This window comes from Candidatus Izemoplasma sp. (assembly GCF_982632705.1).
Map to the genome: position 1 here is coordinate 1 of NZ_CEXEES010000031.1, position 17717 is coordinate 17717.

Annotated in this window: 17 protein-coding genes and 1 other annotated feature; of the genes, 15 read left to right on the plus strand and 2 right to left on the minus strand. The window is 33.6% G+C overall.

What is annotated here, in order from left to right; translation table 11 throughout:
- Window positions 1–580, plus strand: a 580-nt coding sequence (locus AC2LE6_RS05525; protein WP_484478263.1) for a Holliday junction DNA helicase RuvB C-terminal domain-containing protein, incomplete at its 5' end; no start/stop codon positions are given.
- Window positions 580–1608, plus strand: a complete 1029-nt coding sequence (gene queA / locus AC2LE6_RS05530; RefSeq protein ID WP_484478264.1) for a tRNA preQ1(34) S-adenosylmethionine ribosyltransferase-isomerase QueA — start codon at window positions 580–582, stop codon at window positions 1606–1608. The genes AC2LE6_RS05525 and queA, both read left to right, overlap by 1 nt.
- 64 nt (window positions 1609–1672) lie before the next feature.
- Here queA and AC2LE6_RS05535 read toward each other — a convergent pair whose 3' ends face one another.
- Entirely contained in the window at window positions 1673–3058 is a 1386-nt protein-coding gene (locus tag AC2LE6_RS05535; RefSeq protein ID WP_484478265.1) for a tryptophanase, read from the minus strand.
- 181 nt (window positions 3059–3239) lie between these two features.
- Window positions 3240–3950, minus strand: coding sequence for a queuosine precursor transporter (locus AC2LE6_RS05540; RefSeq protein ID WP_484478266.1), 711 nt, complete (start codon window positions 3948–3950; stop codon window positions 3240–3242).
- Between the two features lie 173 nt (window positions 3951–4123).
- On the opposite strand from AC2LE6_RS05540, the gene AC2LE6_RS05545 reads away from it, so the two are divergent.
- The 13 genes from AC2LE6_RS05545 to AC2LE6_RS05605 form a co-directional block, all read left to right on the plus strand.
- The gene (locus AC2LE6_RS05545; protein WP_484478267.1) at window positions 4124–5002 is read left to right on the plus strand and encodes a helix-turn-helix domain-containing protein; all 879 of its coding nucleotides are present in this window, start codon (window positions 4124–4126) and stop codon (window positions 5000–5002) included.
- Window positions 5003–5093: 91 nt separating this feature from the next.
- Window positions 5094–8036 (plus strand): acyl-CoA dehydratase activase, encoded by a 2943-nt coding sequence (locus tag AC2LE6_RS05550; protein WP_484478268.1) that lies wholly within the window; start codon window positions 5094–5096, stop codon window positions 8034–8036.
- Window positions 8024–9283 (plus strand): 2-hydroxyglutaryl-CoA dehydratase, encoded by a 1260-nt coding sequence (locus AC2LE6_RS05555; protein ID WP_484478269.1) that lies wholly within the window; start codon window positions 8024–8026, stop codon window positions 9281–9283. Before AC2LE6_RS05550 ends, AC2LE6_RS05555 begins: the two co-directional genes overlap by 13 nt.
- Before the next feature lie 41 nt (window positions 9284–9324).
- Entirely contained in the window at window positions 9325–10437 is a 1113-nt protein-coding gene (gene tgt, locus AC2LE6_RS05560) for a tRNA guanosine(34) transglycosylase Tgt (protein ID WP_484478270.1), read from the plus strand.
- A gap of 79 nt (window positions 10438–10516) precedes the next feature.
- On the plus strand, window positions 10517–11665 hold the full coding sequence (ftsZ, locus tag AC2LE6_RS05565; protein ID WP_484478271.1) for a cell division protein FtsZ: 1149 nt from the start codon (window positions 10517–10519) through the stop codon (window positions 11663–11665).
- A 35-nt stretch (window positions 11666–11700) separates the two neighbouring features.
- Window positions 11701–11862 carry a hypothetical protein gene (locus tag AC2LE6_RS05570; RefSeq protein WP_484478272.1) on the plus strand — a complete coding sequence of 54 codons (162 nt, stop codon included), beginning with the start codon at window positions 11701–11703 and terminating at the stop codon, window positions 11860–11862.
- Window positions 11859–12497 (plus strand): YggS family pyridoxal phosphate-dependent enzyme, encoded by a 639-nt coding sequence (locus AC2LE6_RS05575; RefSeq protein ID WP_484478273.1) that lies wholly within the window; start codon window positions 11859–11861, stop codon window positions 12495–12497. Before AC2LE6_RS05570 ends, AC2LE6_RS05575 begins: the two co-directional genes overlap by 4 nt.
- A 2-nt stretch (window positions 12498–12499) precedes the next feature.
- Window positions 12500–12787, plus strand: a complete 288-nt coding sequence (gene sepF / locus AC2LE6_RS05580; protein WP_484478274.1) for a cell division protein SepF — start codon at window positions 12500–12502, stop codon at window positions 12785–12787.
- A 26-nt stretch (window positions 12788–12813) separates the two neighbouring features.
- The gene (locus AC2LE6_RS05585) at window positions 12814–13500 is read left to right on the plus strand and encodes a YlmH/Sll1252 family protein (protein WP_484478275.1); all 687 of its coding nucleotides are present in this window, start codon (window positions 12814–12816) and stop codon (window positions 13498–13500) included.
- Window positions 13501–13541: 41 nt separating this feature from the next.
- Window positions 13542–13751: a binding site (T-box leader), on the plus strand.
- 39 nt (window positions 13752–13790) lie between these two features.
- The gene (locus AC2LE6_RS05590) at window positions 13791–14036 is read left to right on the plus strand and encodes a hypothetical protein (RefSeq protein ID WP_484478276.1); all 246 of its coding nucleotides are present in this window, start codon (window positions 13791–13793) and stop codon (window positions 14034–14036) included.
- Between the two features lie 12 nt (window positions 14037–14048).
- Window positions 14049–14300 (plus strand): hypothetical protein, encoded by a 252-nt coding sequence (locus AC2LE6_RS05595; RefSeq protein WP_484478277.1) that lies wholly within the window; start codon window positions 14049–14051, stop codon window positions 14298–14300.
- Between the two features lie 27 nt (window positions 14301–14327).
- Window positions 14328–17051 carry an isoleucine--tRNA ligase gene (gene ileS / locus AC2LE6_RS05600; protein WP_484478278.1) on the plus strand — a complete coding sequence of 908 codons (2724 nt, stop codon included), beginning with the start codon at window positions 14328–14330 and terminating at the stop codon, window positions 17049–17051.
- Between the two features lie 71 nt (window positions 17052–17122).
- Window positions 17123–17717 (plus strand): hypothetical protein (locus AC2LE6_RS05605; protein ID WP_484478279.1); only part of this gene is annotated, 595 nt, incomplete at its 3' end.

Consider the following 17717-nt stretch of genomic DNA (forward strand, 5'->3'; position numbering starts at 1 on the left):
TAAGAGCATAAGAGTAGATTTACCTCCATTCACTCTAGTTGGAGCTACTACAAGGTTTGGAGATTTGAGTGCGCCACTTAGAGATCGTTTCGGTGTTGTCCATAAGCTTGAGTATTATACAACTGATGAGTTAACAGAAATATGTAAGAGAACAGCAAATATATTTGAAACAGAAACCATTGAAGATGCAACGATTGAAATCGCAAGAAGAAGCCGAGGAACACCACGTATCACAAACAGGTTATTCAGAAGAGTTAGAGATTTTGCTGATGTACTGAACGACGGAAAAATAGATAAAGATATGTGTGAGTTGGCTTTAAGTAAGCTCCATATAGATGAAATAGGATTAGATTCAAAGGATTATGACTATTTAAAGGGAATCATTGAGAACTTCGGTGGTGGACCTGTTGGATTAGAGAGTATTGCGGCTTCAATTGGTGAAGAAGCAACTACAATAGAAGATGTTTATGAACCATATTTACTACAATTAGGGTTCATAAAACGTACATCACGTGGTAGGGTTGCTACCGAGAAAGCATATAAGCATTTAAAGAAAACACATAATATGAGGTTATTTTAATGAAAGTTAAAGATTTTGATTACGACTTACCAGAAGAATTAATAGCACAAACTCCACTTAAGGATCGAAGTGCTTCAAAACTATTAGTATTAGATAAAGAGAGTGGCCATATAACACATGACCACTTTTCAAATCTTAAAAATCAACTATCAAATGGTGATGTGCTAGTACTAAATGACACTTCAGTGATCCCTGCAAGGTTATATGGGATAAAAGAAGAGACAAATGCTGCGATAGAGATTCTATTATTGAAGCAAAAGGAAGATAATGTATGGGAATGTCTTGTTAAGAAAGCCCGTAAAGTAAAGATAAACACTATTGTTTCATTTGGAGACGGAAGATTAAAAGCCAAATGTGTTCGAATTGATGTAGAAGGTATCAGAGATTTTGAAATGATCTATGAAGGAGTGTTCTACGAAGTGTTAGACCAGCTCGGAGAAATGCCACTTCCACCGTACATACACGAGAAATTGATTGACCAAGATAGATATCAAACTGTATACAATAAACATAAAGGATCTGCGGCAGCACCGACAGCGGGACTACATTTTACTGAGAAATTACTTCAAGAACTACGAGATATGGGTGTAATAATTACCTATGTGACATTGCATGTAGGACTTGGCACTTTTAGACCAGTTTCTGTAGAAGATATTAATGATCATAAAATGCATAGTGAATTTTATCAAATTAACGAAGAAACTGCATCAATTTTACGAAAAGCCAAGGATAATAAGCAAAAAATCATCGCAGTAGGTACTACGTCGTTAAGAACGTTAGAAACAATAATGAGGGATTATGATAACTTTGTAGAAGCATCTGGTTGGAGCGATATATTTATATACCCAGGTTCGACATTCAAAGCAATTGATGGTTTGATAACGAACTTCCATTTACCAAAAAGCACATTAATTATGTTGGTAAGTGCTCTTGCAGGACAAAAAGAGATTATGAATGCGTATCACGAGGCAATAAAAGAGAAGTATAGGTTCTTTAGTTTTGGAGATTCGATGTTTATTAAGCCATAGTAAAAGAGAGATTATTTCTCTCTTTTTTTTATGTTTACAAATAAAAAAGAGACGTAAAGTCTCTTTATTTTATTGGTTTTAATCTTGCTGTGAAATGTCTTAATACTGGAGGTTCATAATCAAACCCTAATCCGATTAATTTATCTCTGTTTTGGAATACTTCAATAACTGATTCGGCAACTACATCAAGATGAGCATACGTATATGTTCTTCTAGGTATAGTCAATCTCATTAGTTCAAGTGGTGACTCTAGGTTTAATCCTGTATCTGGGTCTCGTCCTAATAAGAAACTACCAATTTCAACTGGTCTAACACCAGCTTCTAAGTATACAGCGTTACTTACTGATTGTGCTGGGAATTGATCAAATGGAATGTGTGGTGCAAACTTCTTACAATCTACAAATACAGCATGTCCACCTGTTGGATATTGAATAGGTACTCCAGCTTCTCTAAGTTTATCACCTAAGTAACGAACTTGATCAAGTCTATGTGTTAAATAATCTTCATCTAATGCTTCTAATAACCCTACTGACAATGCTTCCATGTCACGTCCAGTTAATCCACCATATGTTGGGAAACCTTCCATAGGTACTATATATGTTCTACATTTATTATATAAATCGGTATCATTTTTAATAACTATAAGCCCACCGATATTACTAATACCGTCTTTTTTAGCGCTCATTAAGAAGATATCTGATAAATCAAATGCTTCTCTAGCTATTTCACTGATTGATTTGTTTTCGTATCCTGGTTCTCTTTGTTTAACAAAGTATGCATTTTCAGCATATCTTGCTCCATCGATTAATATAGTTATATCGTATTTACGAGCTATCTTATTAACTTCTCTCATGTTCTCCATGCTTACTGGTTGTCCACCTGCACTATTATTTGTGATTGTCATAATAATACCAGCAATGTTTTCTTTACCTTTTTCTAGAATGATTTCTTCTAGTACTGGTAAATCAAAATTCCCTTTGAATGGATGATATTCAGTAGTATTTAACGCTTCAGGGATTGTGCAATCTAATGCTCTAGCCCCTGCTAGTTCTACATGTGCTCTTGTTGTATCAAAGTGCATATTTGATATGAAATACATTCCATCACGTTCTACAAGTTGTGGTAAAACTACTTGTTCAGCTCCACGTCCTTGATGTGCAGGTATAACATAATCATATCCTGTGATATCTTTTACAACTTTTTCTAGTTTATAGAAACTACGAGATCCAGCATATGCTTCGTCTCCTCGCATTAATGCAGCCCATTGGTAGTGGCTCATTGCCCCTGTACCTGAGTCTGTTAATAAATCGATGTAAACATCTTCGCTTCTTAGTGAAAACGGGTTGTACCCAGCTTCCTTTAAATACGTTTCTCTTTGTTCTCTTGTTGTTACTTTTATCGGCTCAACCATCTTAATCCTATACGGGGGAGCTACATATTTTTTACTCATTTAAAAACCTCCAATTTATATAACAAAATTTTAACATACATTGCATATTATATACTAGTATGTTAGCGTTTTCAACACATATGACATAAATACTTTATTTTACAACTAACATCCTAATTAAGCGCACCACTACAAGGTGCTAAAGTGAATAGTTCAAAAAAAAGACATTATTCAATGTCTTTTAGTCTTCTAAAGGTTTTATCTTCTTTATTAAATAAACAAACGGTGTATCTAAAGCAGCTACAACTACTTTAATAAGATACGTTGTTATGAATATTTCCCATACAACTTCCCATGGTAAACCTTCTGCACCAAAGATAACAACTGGAGCAAATGCGATAGGAACAAATATGATTGAATCAATCAATTGAGATACAACAGTAGATAGAATATTTCTGAACCATAAGTTCTGATCTCCATCTTGTCTGCTTTTTATGTAGTTAAAGAAATGTACATCAAACATTTGTGAAACCCCATATGCCAGTAAACTACCGAGAGCTAGTCTTGGTAAGAAACCAAATATAGTTTCTAAACTTCCTTGTGCAAAATCAAATGAGCTTGGTTCAAACAATAATGCCAGTTGCATAATGATCACAGTAGCTAATAAACTGAAGAACCCAATATAAACTGCCTTCTTAGCTGCTTTTTTACCGTATTTCTCTCCAAGTGCATCTGTTACTAAAAACAGTGTTCCATACATAATATTACCTAGTGTCGCGGCAATAACGATAAATCCTAAATCAAAATCAATTGATTTAATAACTTGAATGTTTGCTAAGATAGTTCCCATAGCGATCCAAGCGTAAAGCCCTGTTTTTCCAAACAGTTTATAGATTCCTACAATCATTAAGAAGTTAACGATTGCGAAACCGAACCATAATAAAATATTCATAATATTCCTCCTAGTTTTGTTATCGCAGGATGGTTACGAACTGCGTTTTGTAAAGCAATATAACTATATATGAAACAGTTTCTATTGTCAAATAATATTGGTATAATGAAATAGAGCAAATAGAATCAAAACAATAAATCATATCTTTGATACACTATGTTTGGAGGTGACACATGTTAGTAATTATACAAGAGGCAATAAACTGGATAGATGGAAAATTAACGGATGAGTTATCATTGAAATCTATAAGTGATTATATTGGATACAGTGAATTTCATACTAGTCGTAAATTCAAACAGTATACCGGTAGTACACTTAATAGATACATAACTCTAAGAAGACTTAGTAACGCAGCTAAGGAGTTACGAGATAAGAATGTAAGAATCATAGATATCGCATTCAAATATGGTTTCAATAGCCAAGAAGCATTTACTAGATCCTTTCATAATGCGTTTGGCATCAATCCAGGACATTATCAAAAAACAAAGAAACCAATCCCATTACTACTTAAAAAAGATGTGTTATTTCCCGATCATCTAAAAAAAGAAGGAGACGTGATAATTGTGAACGACAAAGAAATCAAAATTAGACTTGAGACAACACCAAAGCATAAGTTTATTTACTTAGAACGAAATAACGTTGACAACTATATCGATTTTTGGGATATGGTTGATAAAGAAGAAGGAATGGACTGTGATTACCTACATGGGTTACTAGCTAGTATTCCTGGTATTTACCCTGAAGGATACGGTGCATTCACTAAAGCTGGTTACATCTTTGGAACTGATGCACCAGTTGATTACAAGATAGAAAATAAATACGGATTCAAAGAAAAAATAATTGAAGAGCAAAAATACCTTATCTTTGAACATCCAGGATTCACAGAAGCAGAGTTTGGTGAAGCCTTGAATCAAGTTCGAAGAATAGCGTTAGATGAATTCGACTTTGAATTAAAGAATTACGAAAAGGATCAAACCTTTGTTCATGCATTCGAACATAGTGGTTCTGAAATATGTTATTACTTCATTAGAATTCCATTAAAAAGCAGTTAAAACTGCTTTTTTTATACGCTTACATTCAATTAGACCTACTCTTTACAGCCATTATAGTATATAATGATACATACTTTAAGTAGGTGAGCATATGAAGAAAATAGGTGTAGATATCGGTAGTACTACGATAAAAACAGTTGTATTAGACAAAAACAATAAAATCTTATATAAAGAATACCTAAGACATCGTTCAAGTATAACGACTTCTTTAATAACGTTATTAGAGAAAGTGGATACATTATACCCAAATGAACGCATGTTTTTTAATTTTACAGGATCAGCTGGAATGTTAATCAGTGATCATTTAAAAGTGCAATTTACACAAGAAGTGATTAGCTCAACTAAAGCGCTAAGATACCATGACGATTCTATAGATGTTTGCATTGAACTTGGTGGAGAAGACGCTAAAATCATATTCTTTGACGGAAACAATGTAGAACAAAGAATGAATGGAACTTGTGCTGGTGGTACTGGTGCATTTATTGATCAAATGGCTACACTATTAGACACTGATAGTGAACATCTAAATGAATTATCGCAAGGATTTGATAAAATATATCCAATCGCGTCGCGCTGTGGTGTATTTGCCAAATCAGATATCCAACCTTTACTAAACCAAGGAGCGAATCACGCAGATATCGCTGTTTCAATCTATCAGGCAATTGTAAATCAGACGATTGCTGGATTATCACAAGGTCGTAAAATTAAAGGTAAAGTAGCATTTCTAGGAGGACCACTTACATTTTCTAGTATGTTACGTGATCGTTTCATTAAGACATTAAACTTAAAAGATGTCTTCATCCCTGAAGATGGAGAAGTATTTGTTGCGTATGGAGCCGCATTAAACGCAACCGAAACAAAGTTTACAATAGAAGACCTTATAGCTAAAGTACATGATTATGAGGTTAAGATAGAACATAAAGAGAGAAAAACACTAACCAAATTATTTGAAAATAAACAGGAATATACTGATTTTACAAACAGACATGCAGAAGCATCTGTTGTAGAACGTGATTTCTCAACATATACAGGAAATGCATACCTAGGAATTGATGCAGGATCGACAACAACCAAACTTGTTTTACTAAGTGAAGCAAACGAAGTATTATATTACTTCTATAGCCATAACAAAGGGAACCCTATTGATATTATTAGAGAAGCATTAAAAGAAATATATGAGCTTAAAAATGATAAAACAATGATTCATAGTTCATACAGTACTGGATATGGTGAAGAGTTGATTAAAAACGCATTTCATTTAGATGGTTCTGAAGTTGAAACAATATGTCACTACAAAGCAGCTTCATATTTTAACAAAGATGTCGATTTCATAATCGACATTGGTGGACAAGACATGAAATGCTTTAAAATAGACAACAACGTTATATCAAGTATTATCTTAAACGAAGCTTGTAGTAGTGGATGTGGGAGTTTCTTAGAAACATTCAGTACCAACCTTGGATATGATATCAAAGACTTTTCTGAACTAGCATTAGATAGTTTAGAACCAGTTGACCTTGGTAGTAGATGTACAGTATTTATGAACAGTGGTGTAAAACAAGCGCAAGCAGAAGCCGCAAAACCATCTGACATCAGCGCAGGGCTTGCGTATAGTGTAGTGAAAAACGCATTATACAAAGTTATCCGCGCCACTGATATCAAACGAGAACTTGGTTCAAACATAATCGTTCAAGGTGGTACATTCTATAACAATGCCGTTCTAAGAGCGTTTGAAAAAGAAATCGGAATGAATGTTGTCCGTCCTAATATCGCAGGTTTAATGGGTGCATTTGGTGCAGCGTTAATCGCCAAAGAGAACCACAATGGACAATCAACCATTCTAACGAAACAACAATTAAAAGATTTTACATATAAAACAAAGAACGCAACCTGTAAACTGTGTCAAAACTATTGTCCACTAACAATAAACATCTTTAATGATTCCAAATATATATCTGGAAACAGATGTGAACGTGGAGCTGGATTAAAGCAAAACAATGATTATATTCCAAATCTTTACTTATATAAATACGATTCAATCATGTCTTACGTAAGTGATGAATCAAAAGAGTATAAAGGAACAATTGGTATTCCAATGGTTCTTAATATGTATGAAAACATGCCGTTTTGGTTCACATTCTTTGACGAACTAGGATATAAAGTCATTACAAGTGACCGTTCTAACAAAGCTCTTTACGAGTTAGGACAAGACAGTATTCCAAGTGATACTGCATGTTATCCAGCGAAACTTGTTCACGGCCATATAGAAAACATAATCACAAAAGATATGGATTACTTATTTTATCCAAATATGCCATTTAACTTCATTGAAAAGGAACATAGAGATAACGAGTTCAACTGTCCCATCGTTGCTTTTTATCCAGAAGTAATTGGTGCTAACTTAGAAGACTTACCAATGGATAAATATACACAACCATATGTTAGTTTGAATAAAAAACAGTATTTTGTTAAGGCCATATTTGAGTCCTTAAAAGACAAACTAGATATTAAGAAGAATGACATTAAAAAAGCCTTTGAGAAAGGCTTAGAGGAATACAATAACTTTAGATTAGATGTAATTAAAGAAGGTAAAAGAGCAGTAGAGTATGCAAAAGAGCACGATAAAAACATAATATTGCTTGCTGGAAGACCATACCATATTGATCCTGAGATCAATCATGGGATTCCTAAGTTACTTCGTAGTTTAGACGTTGTTGTTATAAGTGAAGATAGTGTGAATACACTATCAGATCAAGAACAAGTAAAAGTTTTGAATCAGTGGACGTATCACACAAGATTATACGATAGCGCGAAGTATATTTCAAAAATACCAAATGCTAACTTAATCCAGTTAATCAGCTTTGGTTGTGGATTAGATGCTATAACTACTGATGAAGTTAGGGATATCTTAGAAAAAGAGAATAAACTATACACAGGAATCAAGATTGATGAAGTAAACAATCTTGGTACTGCGAATATAAGAATACGATCGTTGCTTTCTACGATGAAGGAGCGTGAACCATGGCAGAATTAATATACGAAGATGGACGCGTACTCTTTACCAAAGAAATGAAAAAGGATTATACAATATTAATCCCATCTATGGCTCCATATCACTTTAACTACTTTATTCCAATCCTAAAAAGTAAAGGATATAAAGCGGCAGTACTACAAAATACAAACTTCGATGTAATACATGAAGGTATGAAGTATAGCCATAATGATATTTGTGTTCCAGCGATGCTTGTTATTGGACAATTCATCGATGCGATGAAGAATCAAGGATTTGATACACATAAAGTAGCTTTAATCATCACCCAAACCGGTGGTGGTTGTAGAGCGAGCAATTATGTATCATTAATCCGTAAAGCGTTTAAGAAAGCAGGATATGATTATATCCCAGTTATCAGTGTAAACGCAGGAGGATTAGAAAAGAATCCTGGATTTAAAGTTAACTCAGATATCTTATTAAAACTGATCACCGGTATTATGATGGGTGATATGATTATGCAGATATACAACGAAACTGCCCCTTATGAAGTCAATAAAGGGGAAACAGAAGCAGTATATCAAAAAGTGCAGAAAAAGCTTTATAAATACTTTTATAGATCATTTATAGGTGTTGTTTATTTTCCTAAGAAACGATTTGAATATGTTGTTAAAGCCTTTAGTGAAATAGAAGTAGATAAATCAGTTAAGAAACCAAGAGTAGGAATTGTAGGAGAGATTTATGTTAAATACAGTCCGCTTGGAAATAACAATCTTGAAAAAACACTACGTGATGAAGGTTGCGAAGTAGTAACTCCTAACATATTAGATTTCTTCATGTATACATTTGATAGTAGTTTACATGATATCTATGCATATGGTGGTAAGAAATGGGTTGCTTGGGTTTATAAGTTCATTCTAAACTTTATCGAATTCAGACGAAACAGGGTACGTAAAATCCTTAAGAAATATGGATTTAGAAACTTTACTAAGTATAAAGATTTACACAAATTCGCAGATGGATTATTACCACGTGGTATGCACGTTGGTGAAGGATGGTTACTTACAGCTGAAATGGTTGAATTGATCCATGCTGGGGCACCAAATATAGTCTGTACACAGCCATTTGGTTGTTTACCAAACCATATTGCAGGTAAAGGTATGTTTAAAAAGATCAAGCAAAAGTATCCAGAAGGTAACATTGTAGCAATAGATTATGATACGTCAGCTACAGAGATTAATCAGTTGAATAGAATAAAATTAATGATTAGTAATGCCAAACGTAATATGTAGAAATATTACGTTTTGTAATGTATAATGGAAATGGTGATAATATGGCAATTAAATATGAATTAAAACACGTGTGTAAACAAACAGGAGCACGTTATGGAGTACTACATACTCCTCATGGGAGTTTTGAAACTCCAATCTTTATGCCTGTCGGAACTAAAGCGACAGTAAAAACTCTTGAACCAAAAGAAATAGAAGAAGTTAGTGATGGATTAATACTAGGAAACACATACCATTTATGGCTTCAACCAGGTGATGACATCGTTAAAGAACAAGGTGGAATCCGAGGGTTCATGAAATGGAATCATGCCCTTTTAACTGACAGTGGTGGTTATCAAGTATTCAGTTTAAGTGAAATGAGAAAAATAACAGAAGAAGGTGTTACCTTCAGACATCATAAATCAGGTGAGAAATTGTTTATGTCTCCTGAAGATAGCATTCATATTCAAAATAACTTAGGGGCAGACATTATAATGAGTTTTGATGAGTGTCCTCCATTTGATAGTACGTATGAATATATGAAAAACAGTGTTGAACGTACGTTGAGATGGGCTAAAAGAGGTAAAGATGCACATCAAAGACCACATGACCAAGCGTTGTTTGGTATAGTACAAGGTGGACCTTTTGAAGACATAAGAGTAAAATGCGCTGAAGCGCTAATTGAAATGGATTTCCCTGGATATAGTATTGGTGGACTAAGCGTTGGAGAGAGCAAAGAGGATATGTACAAAGTCCTTGACCACTTAAAAGACGTTATGCCAACTGACAAACCAAGATATTTAATGGGTGTTGGTACACCTGATGATATAATCGAAGGTGTAATAAGAGGGATTGATATGTTTGATTGTGTGAATCCAACAAGACTTGCTCGTCATGGAAGTGCAATGACATCAACTGGGCGACTGGTCATTAAGAATAAACGCTTTGAAAGAGACAGTGCACCGTTAGATGAGAATTGTGATTGTAAAGTTTGTACAACATACTCAAAATCATATATCAGACATCTATTTAAAGCAGAAGAACGTCTTGGTCCAAGATTAGTGAGTTATCATAACTTGTACTTTTTAAAGCAATTAAGTAGTCAAATACGAGAAGCAATACAAAATGATAGGCTAAATGACTTTAAAGATGAGTTCTTTAGTAGATACTATAAATAAGCCATTATTTAATTATTTTTATTAAACTTTTACGTATTGTATGATATAATAAATTAAATTGTTAATTGGAGGTAATTATATGTTTGAGTCAATGGATAATTTTAATCAAAAACCCTCAATTAAAGTAATCGGTGTTGGTGGTGGAGGCGGAAACGCAGTGAACAGAATGATCGAAAATGATGTTCAAGGTGTAGAATTCGTCGCGATTAACACAGATGCACAAGTATTAAGACTTTCTAAAGCGGATTCAAGAATCCAAATTGGAAAGATGTTAACTAGAGGATTAGGGGCAGGAGCGGATCCTGAAATAGGAAGACGTGCTGCTATTGAAAGCGAAGACGAATTGAGAGAACTTCTTACTGATACTGACATGGTATTTATTACCGCTGGTATGGGTGGAGGAACTGGTACAGGAGCTGCACCAGTTATCGCTAAACTTGCAAGAGAACTTGGATGTTTAACAATTGGTATCGTAACAAAACCTTTTAGTTTCGAAGGTAGAAGAAGAGTCGCAACTTCATTAGAAGGATTAGACGCTTTAAAACCATTCGTAGATACATTAATCGTTGTGCCTAATGATCGTTTACTTTATGTAGTGGACCGTTCAACAAGTATGCTAGAAGCATTTAGAGAAGCGGACAACGTATTACGTCAAGGTGTACAAGGGATTGCTGAAATAATCACTGTACCTGGACTAATCAACGTTGATTTTGCTGACGTTAAAACGGTAATGAAAGATAAAGGTACTGCATTAATGGGAATCGGAATTGCATCAGGTCCAGATCGAGCAATCGAAGCGACAAGAAAAGCAATCCATAGTCCATTATTAGATGCAAATATCGATGGTGCAACTGATGCTATCGTAAATATAAGTAGTGGTGTAGATATCGCTTTATGGGAAGTAAACGAAGCTGTTGAAGCAATTCAAAATGCAAGTTCTACTGAGATAAACATTATTTACGGTACAACTATAAACCAAGATATCACAGAAGAAATTATTGTTACTTGTATTGCTGCTGGATTCGATGAAAAGAATCAAGTAGAATTCAAAGACATTGGTGTTAAACCTCATTCTGAGGAAGAACAAGTAGAAGAAAAACCAGTTGAAGACGAGCCTAAAAAGAAGAAGAAATCGAAACGTGTTAAAAAGAAAAATGAACAAGTTGAGAATCAAGAAGAACCTTCTAAAACAGCTATCCCTTCATGGTTAAAATCAAGATTTAAATAAGCGCTTATGCGCTTTTTTCATTTAAAGGTGATAATATGAATAAAAAGTATTTTTTAATGTATTTAGCAGTAGTATCAGTCATAATATTATCAATTGTATTCATTCCAAATATGGGTGACTTTGTCAAATTGATGCTTTTTGTATTGATCGCTACCTTAACAAGTCTTTATACATATAGTACAAGGAAAAAGAATTGAAATGGCATATTGAAGACGTTTTAAAAGATATTAAAGAAAACGTCACAGTCGTCGCAGCTACAAAATACTTTACTTCTACAGAAATGAGAGAACTCTTTCATAAAGGAATCACTCACTTTGGAGAAAACAGAGTAGAATTACTACAAGAAAAACAACAAGACCTATCAGATCTTGATATTACATGGCATATCATTGGTACTCTGCAAACAAAAAAAGCTAAAAAAATAATCAACGATATTGACTATTTGCATAGTCTTGATACAATAAAACTAGCTGAAGAAGTAAATAAAAGAAGAACATCACCAATCAATTGCTTTATACAAGTCAATATTAGTGATGAAGAAAATAAACATGGTCTTAATAAAGACGATGTCATCCCCTTTATTAATCAAGTAAGCCATTTAGAGAATATCCATGTTATTGGATTAATGGGAATGGCAGAGCACACAAATGACAAAACAGTGATTGGTAATTCGTTTGCAATTTTAAACGAACTACAATCTTTAATTAAAGAACAATGTAACATTGAATGTAATGAATTAAGTATCGGAATGAGCAATGATTACCTAATAGCGCAAGAACATAATAGTACGTTCGTTCGCTTAGGTAGTGTACTATTTAGTAGAGAGGTGTAACTATGGCAAAAAACAAGACAGCGTTTGATCGTGTAGAATTTGTAATGATGGATAAAGATATTGACGTTTTAAAACTAGCGAACCAACTTTTATATGGTACGCCTTTGATTGTAAACTTCGAGTCATTTAATGAAGTAGAGGCAAACAAAGTTATCACGTTCTTAAGCGGAGTTACATTCGCAATTGATGGTGAAATAGAAGAAATACAAGCCAAAATATTCTTATTTGCGACAAAGGCAGACTATAAAGATGGTTCTTTGCGTAAATTCGTTAAAGATTATAAACAATAGATGAGGAAACTCATCTTTCTTTTTATATGAAATTCCAAGATAAGATAAAACACTATACACCATCAACCATCACAACAACCAAATTCCTAACATTAACCGAACAAGCACAGCTTAAAAATAAATGTAAATACATCTATTTAGAGTTATCAGGAGGATATCAAAACGCTGAGTACAAGCGTGCATTCATCAATACTGATATCAAAGACATCGTTTGCTTCAAAATCCTTTACAACAAGAATTTTCTAACCTTAACACACCAAAATATTCTAGGAAGTATCCTCGCATTAAACATAGAACGTAATACAGTTGGTGATATTTTACCTGAAAGTGATGCTTTCTTTGTGATTGGTGAATTAAGTGAATTTATTAGAAATGAATTCACTTCTATTGGAAATCAAACGATTGAGTTAGAGGAAATAGATGGTTCTAAATTAGAACGAGTGATCAACCTAGAGGAACATAAGCAATTCATTGATTCAATGAGACTTGATTTGGTCGTTGCTAGAATCACTAAACAATCAAGAATAAACGCTAAAATCATGATTGAGAACGACTTTATCAAAGTAAACCACTTAGTATCTAATAAACATGCAAAAGAGCTTGTAAAAGAAGATATTGTATCTATTAGAAAACATGGTAGATTCATCATCTTAGATGCAATGGGTAGATCTAAAAAAGATAAAATAGTTTTGAAATATGGAAAATTTATTTAAAAAGGTTGTATTTTAAACAATATTTGTTAAAATAACCTAGTATAAAGACATTGATGAGGACACGCTGTTATATCATTATGTATTAAAAGAGACCAAGGGTAGCTGAAAACTTGGATACATAACTATAAGAGATATCACCTCTAAGTTTATAATCCGATATGTAGGGTTATACGTAACTAGGCGTTAACTAGATTGAGTGCTGAGAAATCAGAACATAGGTGGTACCGCGGATTATATAGTTCGTCCTAATTTTAGGACGGGCTTTTTTTATTGTATGGGGTGATCTGAGTATGGGGATATTAACAAGGTATATGGCAATAAAATGGTTACTTGAGAATAAGATAGTTATTCCATTTATAGTTATTTGGTTTGTTGGATATATCGTTATTATTGGAAGTTTAGAATGGCTTATTGAAAATGGACGTACCGCAAGTGAAGCATCAACGATGATGACAATTGCGTTGATCACATGGACTATAATATACGCAGTATTAATCGCTGTGTATGCATTATATAAAGATAGTAAAGAATTGTAAGGGGGACGTATTATGTATAATCGTTATAGGAATTTTGAATTATTAGACTATAGAGTTTGGATACCAGTTTTTCCACTGTTAGTGTTACTTGGATTAACGTATTTGTTTGGTCCAGACTTACTTCGTGATGGAGTAAGAACATTTAAAGAAATAAAAAGTATGTTGTTTAGAATTGTTATATGGGAAGTCGTTATTTATACTATCGGAGCATATGTAATATATAGAATAAGAAAAAACAGACCTATTAAAGGTTTAAAAGAGTAGAAAGATCACAAAAAGGAGTGAAGTAACATGGATTATAAACACACATTATTAATGCCTAAGACAGACTTCAAAATGAGAGGAAACTTAGGACAAAATGAACCACTAATGCAAGAAAAATGGAATGAACAAGATTTATACAACAAAAGATTATTAAAAAACAAGGATAACACACCTTATGTACTACATGACGGGCCTCCGTATGCGAATGGGAACATCCATATCGGACATGCGTTAAACAAAGTATTAAAAGACTTTGTTGTACGTTATAAGAGTATGAAAGGTTTTTATACAAGATACGTACCAGGTTGGGATACGCATGGTTTACCAATTGAGACGGCGCTTGTTAAGACTAAAAAAGTTAAAAGACATGAAATACCAAAAGTAGAATTTAGAAAATTATGTGCTGAATATGCTAAGGAACAAGTAGATAAGCAAAGAGAACAGTTCAAACGTTTAGGTATCTTAGGTGAGTGGGATAACCCATATGTAACATTAGAACCTGAGTATGAAGCAAGCCAAATGGAAGTATTTGCTTCTATGGTAGAAAAAGGGTTAATCTTTAAAGGATTAAAACCAATCTTTTGGTCTCCTTCAAGTGAAACTGCACTTGCAGAAGCAGAGATTGAATATCATGATAAGAAATCTCCTTCAATCTACGTGGCAATGGACGCTGTTGAGAAGTTTGATGTCGCATTTGATTTCAAATTCTTAATTTGGACAACAACTCCTTGGACAATCCCAGCTAACTTAGCGATCGCTGTTGGTGATCAAATCTTATATTCTTATATCAAAGTAAATGACAAAGAAAACTATTTAGTAGCTTCTGAATTAATTGAAGATTTAACAGCTCGTTTAGAGTGGGATAAAGTTGAATTAATCGAAGAAGTAAAAGGTAAAGTATTAGAAGGTATGAGCTACAAGCATCCTTTATATGATAGAGTAAGTCCTGTTGTTTTAGGACACCACGTAACAGTCGAGGGCGGAACTGGTTTGGTACATACTGCACCTGGACACGGGGAAGATGACTTTATGATCGGGCAACAGTACGGTTTAGAGACATTATGCCCAGTAGATGGAAAAGGATATATGACTGCTGAAGCAGTTCAGTACGAAGGTCAATTCATAGATGACTGTAATAAATCAGTTGTTAAAGATTTAGATGAACTAGGTTATCTATTAAAAATGGAATGGTTCACACATAGTTATCCTCATGATTGGAGAACTAAAAAACCTGTTATCTTTAGAGCAACTGCTCAGTGGTTCGCTAGTATTGAATCTTTAAAAGATGATATGTTACATGAGATAAAAGAAATTACTTGGTACCCTAAATGGGGAGAAGTAAGAATGGAAAACATGGTTAAAGATAGAAAAGCATGGTGTATCAGTCGTCAAAGAACATGGGGAGTTCCAATTCCTGTATTCTATAATGAAGATGGAACTGAAATACTAGACGCAGATGTAATCAAACATGTTGCTGAAGTATTTAGAACTGAAGGAAGTAACGCTTGGTATCTAAAAGAAGCCAAAGAGTTACTACCAGCCGGTTATACTAATCCTGCTTCACCAAACGGTGAATTCACTAAAGAAACAGATATCTTAGATGTTTGGTTCGACAGTGGAACATCACATCATGGTGGGATGAAAGACTTTGGTCTTGAATATCCTGCTGATTTATACTTAGAAGGATCTGATCAATACAGAGGCTGGTTTAATAGTTCATTAAGCACAGGTGTTGCTAAAATGGGTAAATCACCTTATAAAACATGTTTAACACATGGATTCGTATTAGATGGTGAAGGTCGTAAAATGAGTAAATCAATGGGTAATGTTATCGATCCTCTTAAAATAATGAAACAAATGGGTGGAGATATCTTACGTTTATGGGTTGCTTCTGTTGATTATCAATCTGATGTTAGAATCAGTAATGATATGATGAAACAAGTTAGTGAAAGCTACCGTAAAATTAGAAATACATTTAGATTTATGCTTGGTAACTTAGCTGATTTTAATCCAAGTACTGATAGAGTACCATTTGAGGAACTTGGTGAGATTGATAAATATATCTCATTGAAACTAAACAAATTAATAGCAGATACTACTTATAGATATGATCATTTCGAATTTGATTCTGTTTATAGAAATGTTACAAACTTCGTAACAAGAGAAGTAAGTGCATTCTATTTAGATTACACAAAAGATGTATTATACATCGAAGGTGAACGTAATATAGAACGTAGAAGTATTCAAACAGTGTTATATGATGTAACTTTAAGCTTACTTCAGTTATTAACACCGTTCTTACCACATACTACAAATGATGCGTACTTACATTTACCTCATCATACTGAAGAAAATGTATATTTAGAAAACATGCCTCTTGCTAAAGAATTAGGAAATGAAGACATTGTTGTTAAATACGACAAATTCATGGCAGTAAGAGATAATGTATTAAAAGCACTAGAAGAAGCTAGAAACAATAAAGTAATCGGTAAATCATTTAACGCTAAATTGGTTCTTTACCCAGAAAATGAAGTAAAAGAATTACTAGAATCATTAAATGTGAACCTACAACAAGTATTCATCGTTTCTCGATTAGAAATCAAAGAAGGAACTGGTGAATTCACATTCAATAACCTATCAATTGATGTTCTAAAAGCTGATGGTGAAACATGTGATAGATGCTGGCAAGTTGTGGATGAAACAAAAGAAGGACTATGTCCTCGTTGTGAAACAATTGTATCTAACAAATAATATTTTGTAACTTAAAGAAAGAAGTGTAAAAACACTTCTTTTTTGTTATAATAATTTCGAGGAGTGATACGATGAAAAAACTATTACTAATAATTAGTGTTTTAGCACTAACTATCACATTAACAGGTTGTACTAAAGGAGACCCATTCGAAGAAATGGAAGGGTTCAGTCTATTAGAAACAGATACAATATCATTAACGCATAGTAACGGGATTGCTGAGACTATTGTATATAGTTATACATTTGACAATGAGTACTTTGTATTTGAAAAGGATGAGTCATTACAAAACACAGTTCATTATGACTTCACAAACATAAATAATTTTGAAGACATTAGTGAAGATTTTAAAGCATTCTTAGATACATTTGATATTATTGTTGAAGATATGGTTGTTGTCGATTACGGAAGCACTGTAGAACTAAGTAACGGTGCCGCAAATGGTGATTTCAATTATGAAGAAGTTGATGTAATAGGGGACACAAAAGATGTGTATGCTTATATTATTACAGATGATGGAGCACGATTACGTTTAACATATACAATGTTTAACACGGCTGATGGAGTCTATTACATTCCTTCATACATCATTATTGAAACAATTGATTTACATAAGGCTGTGTCATATACGTTCTTAGATCCTAACAATGATTATTTTGGTTCAAATG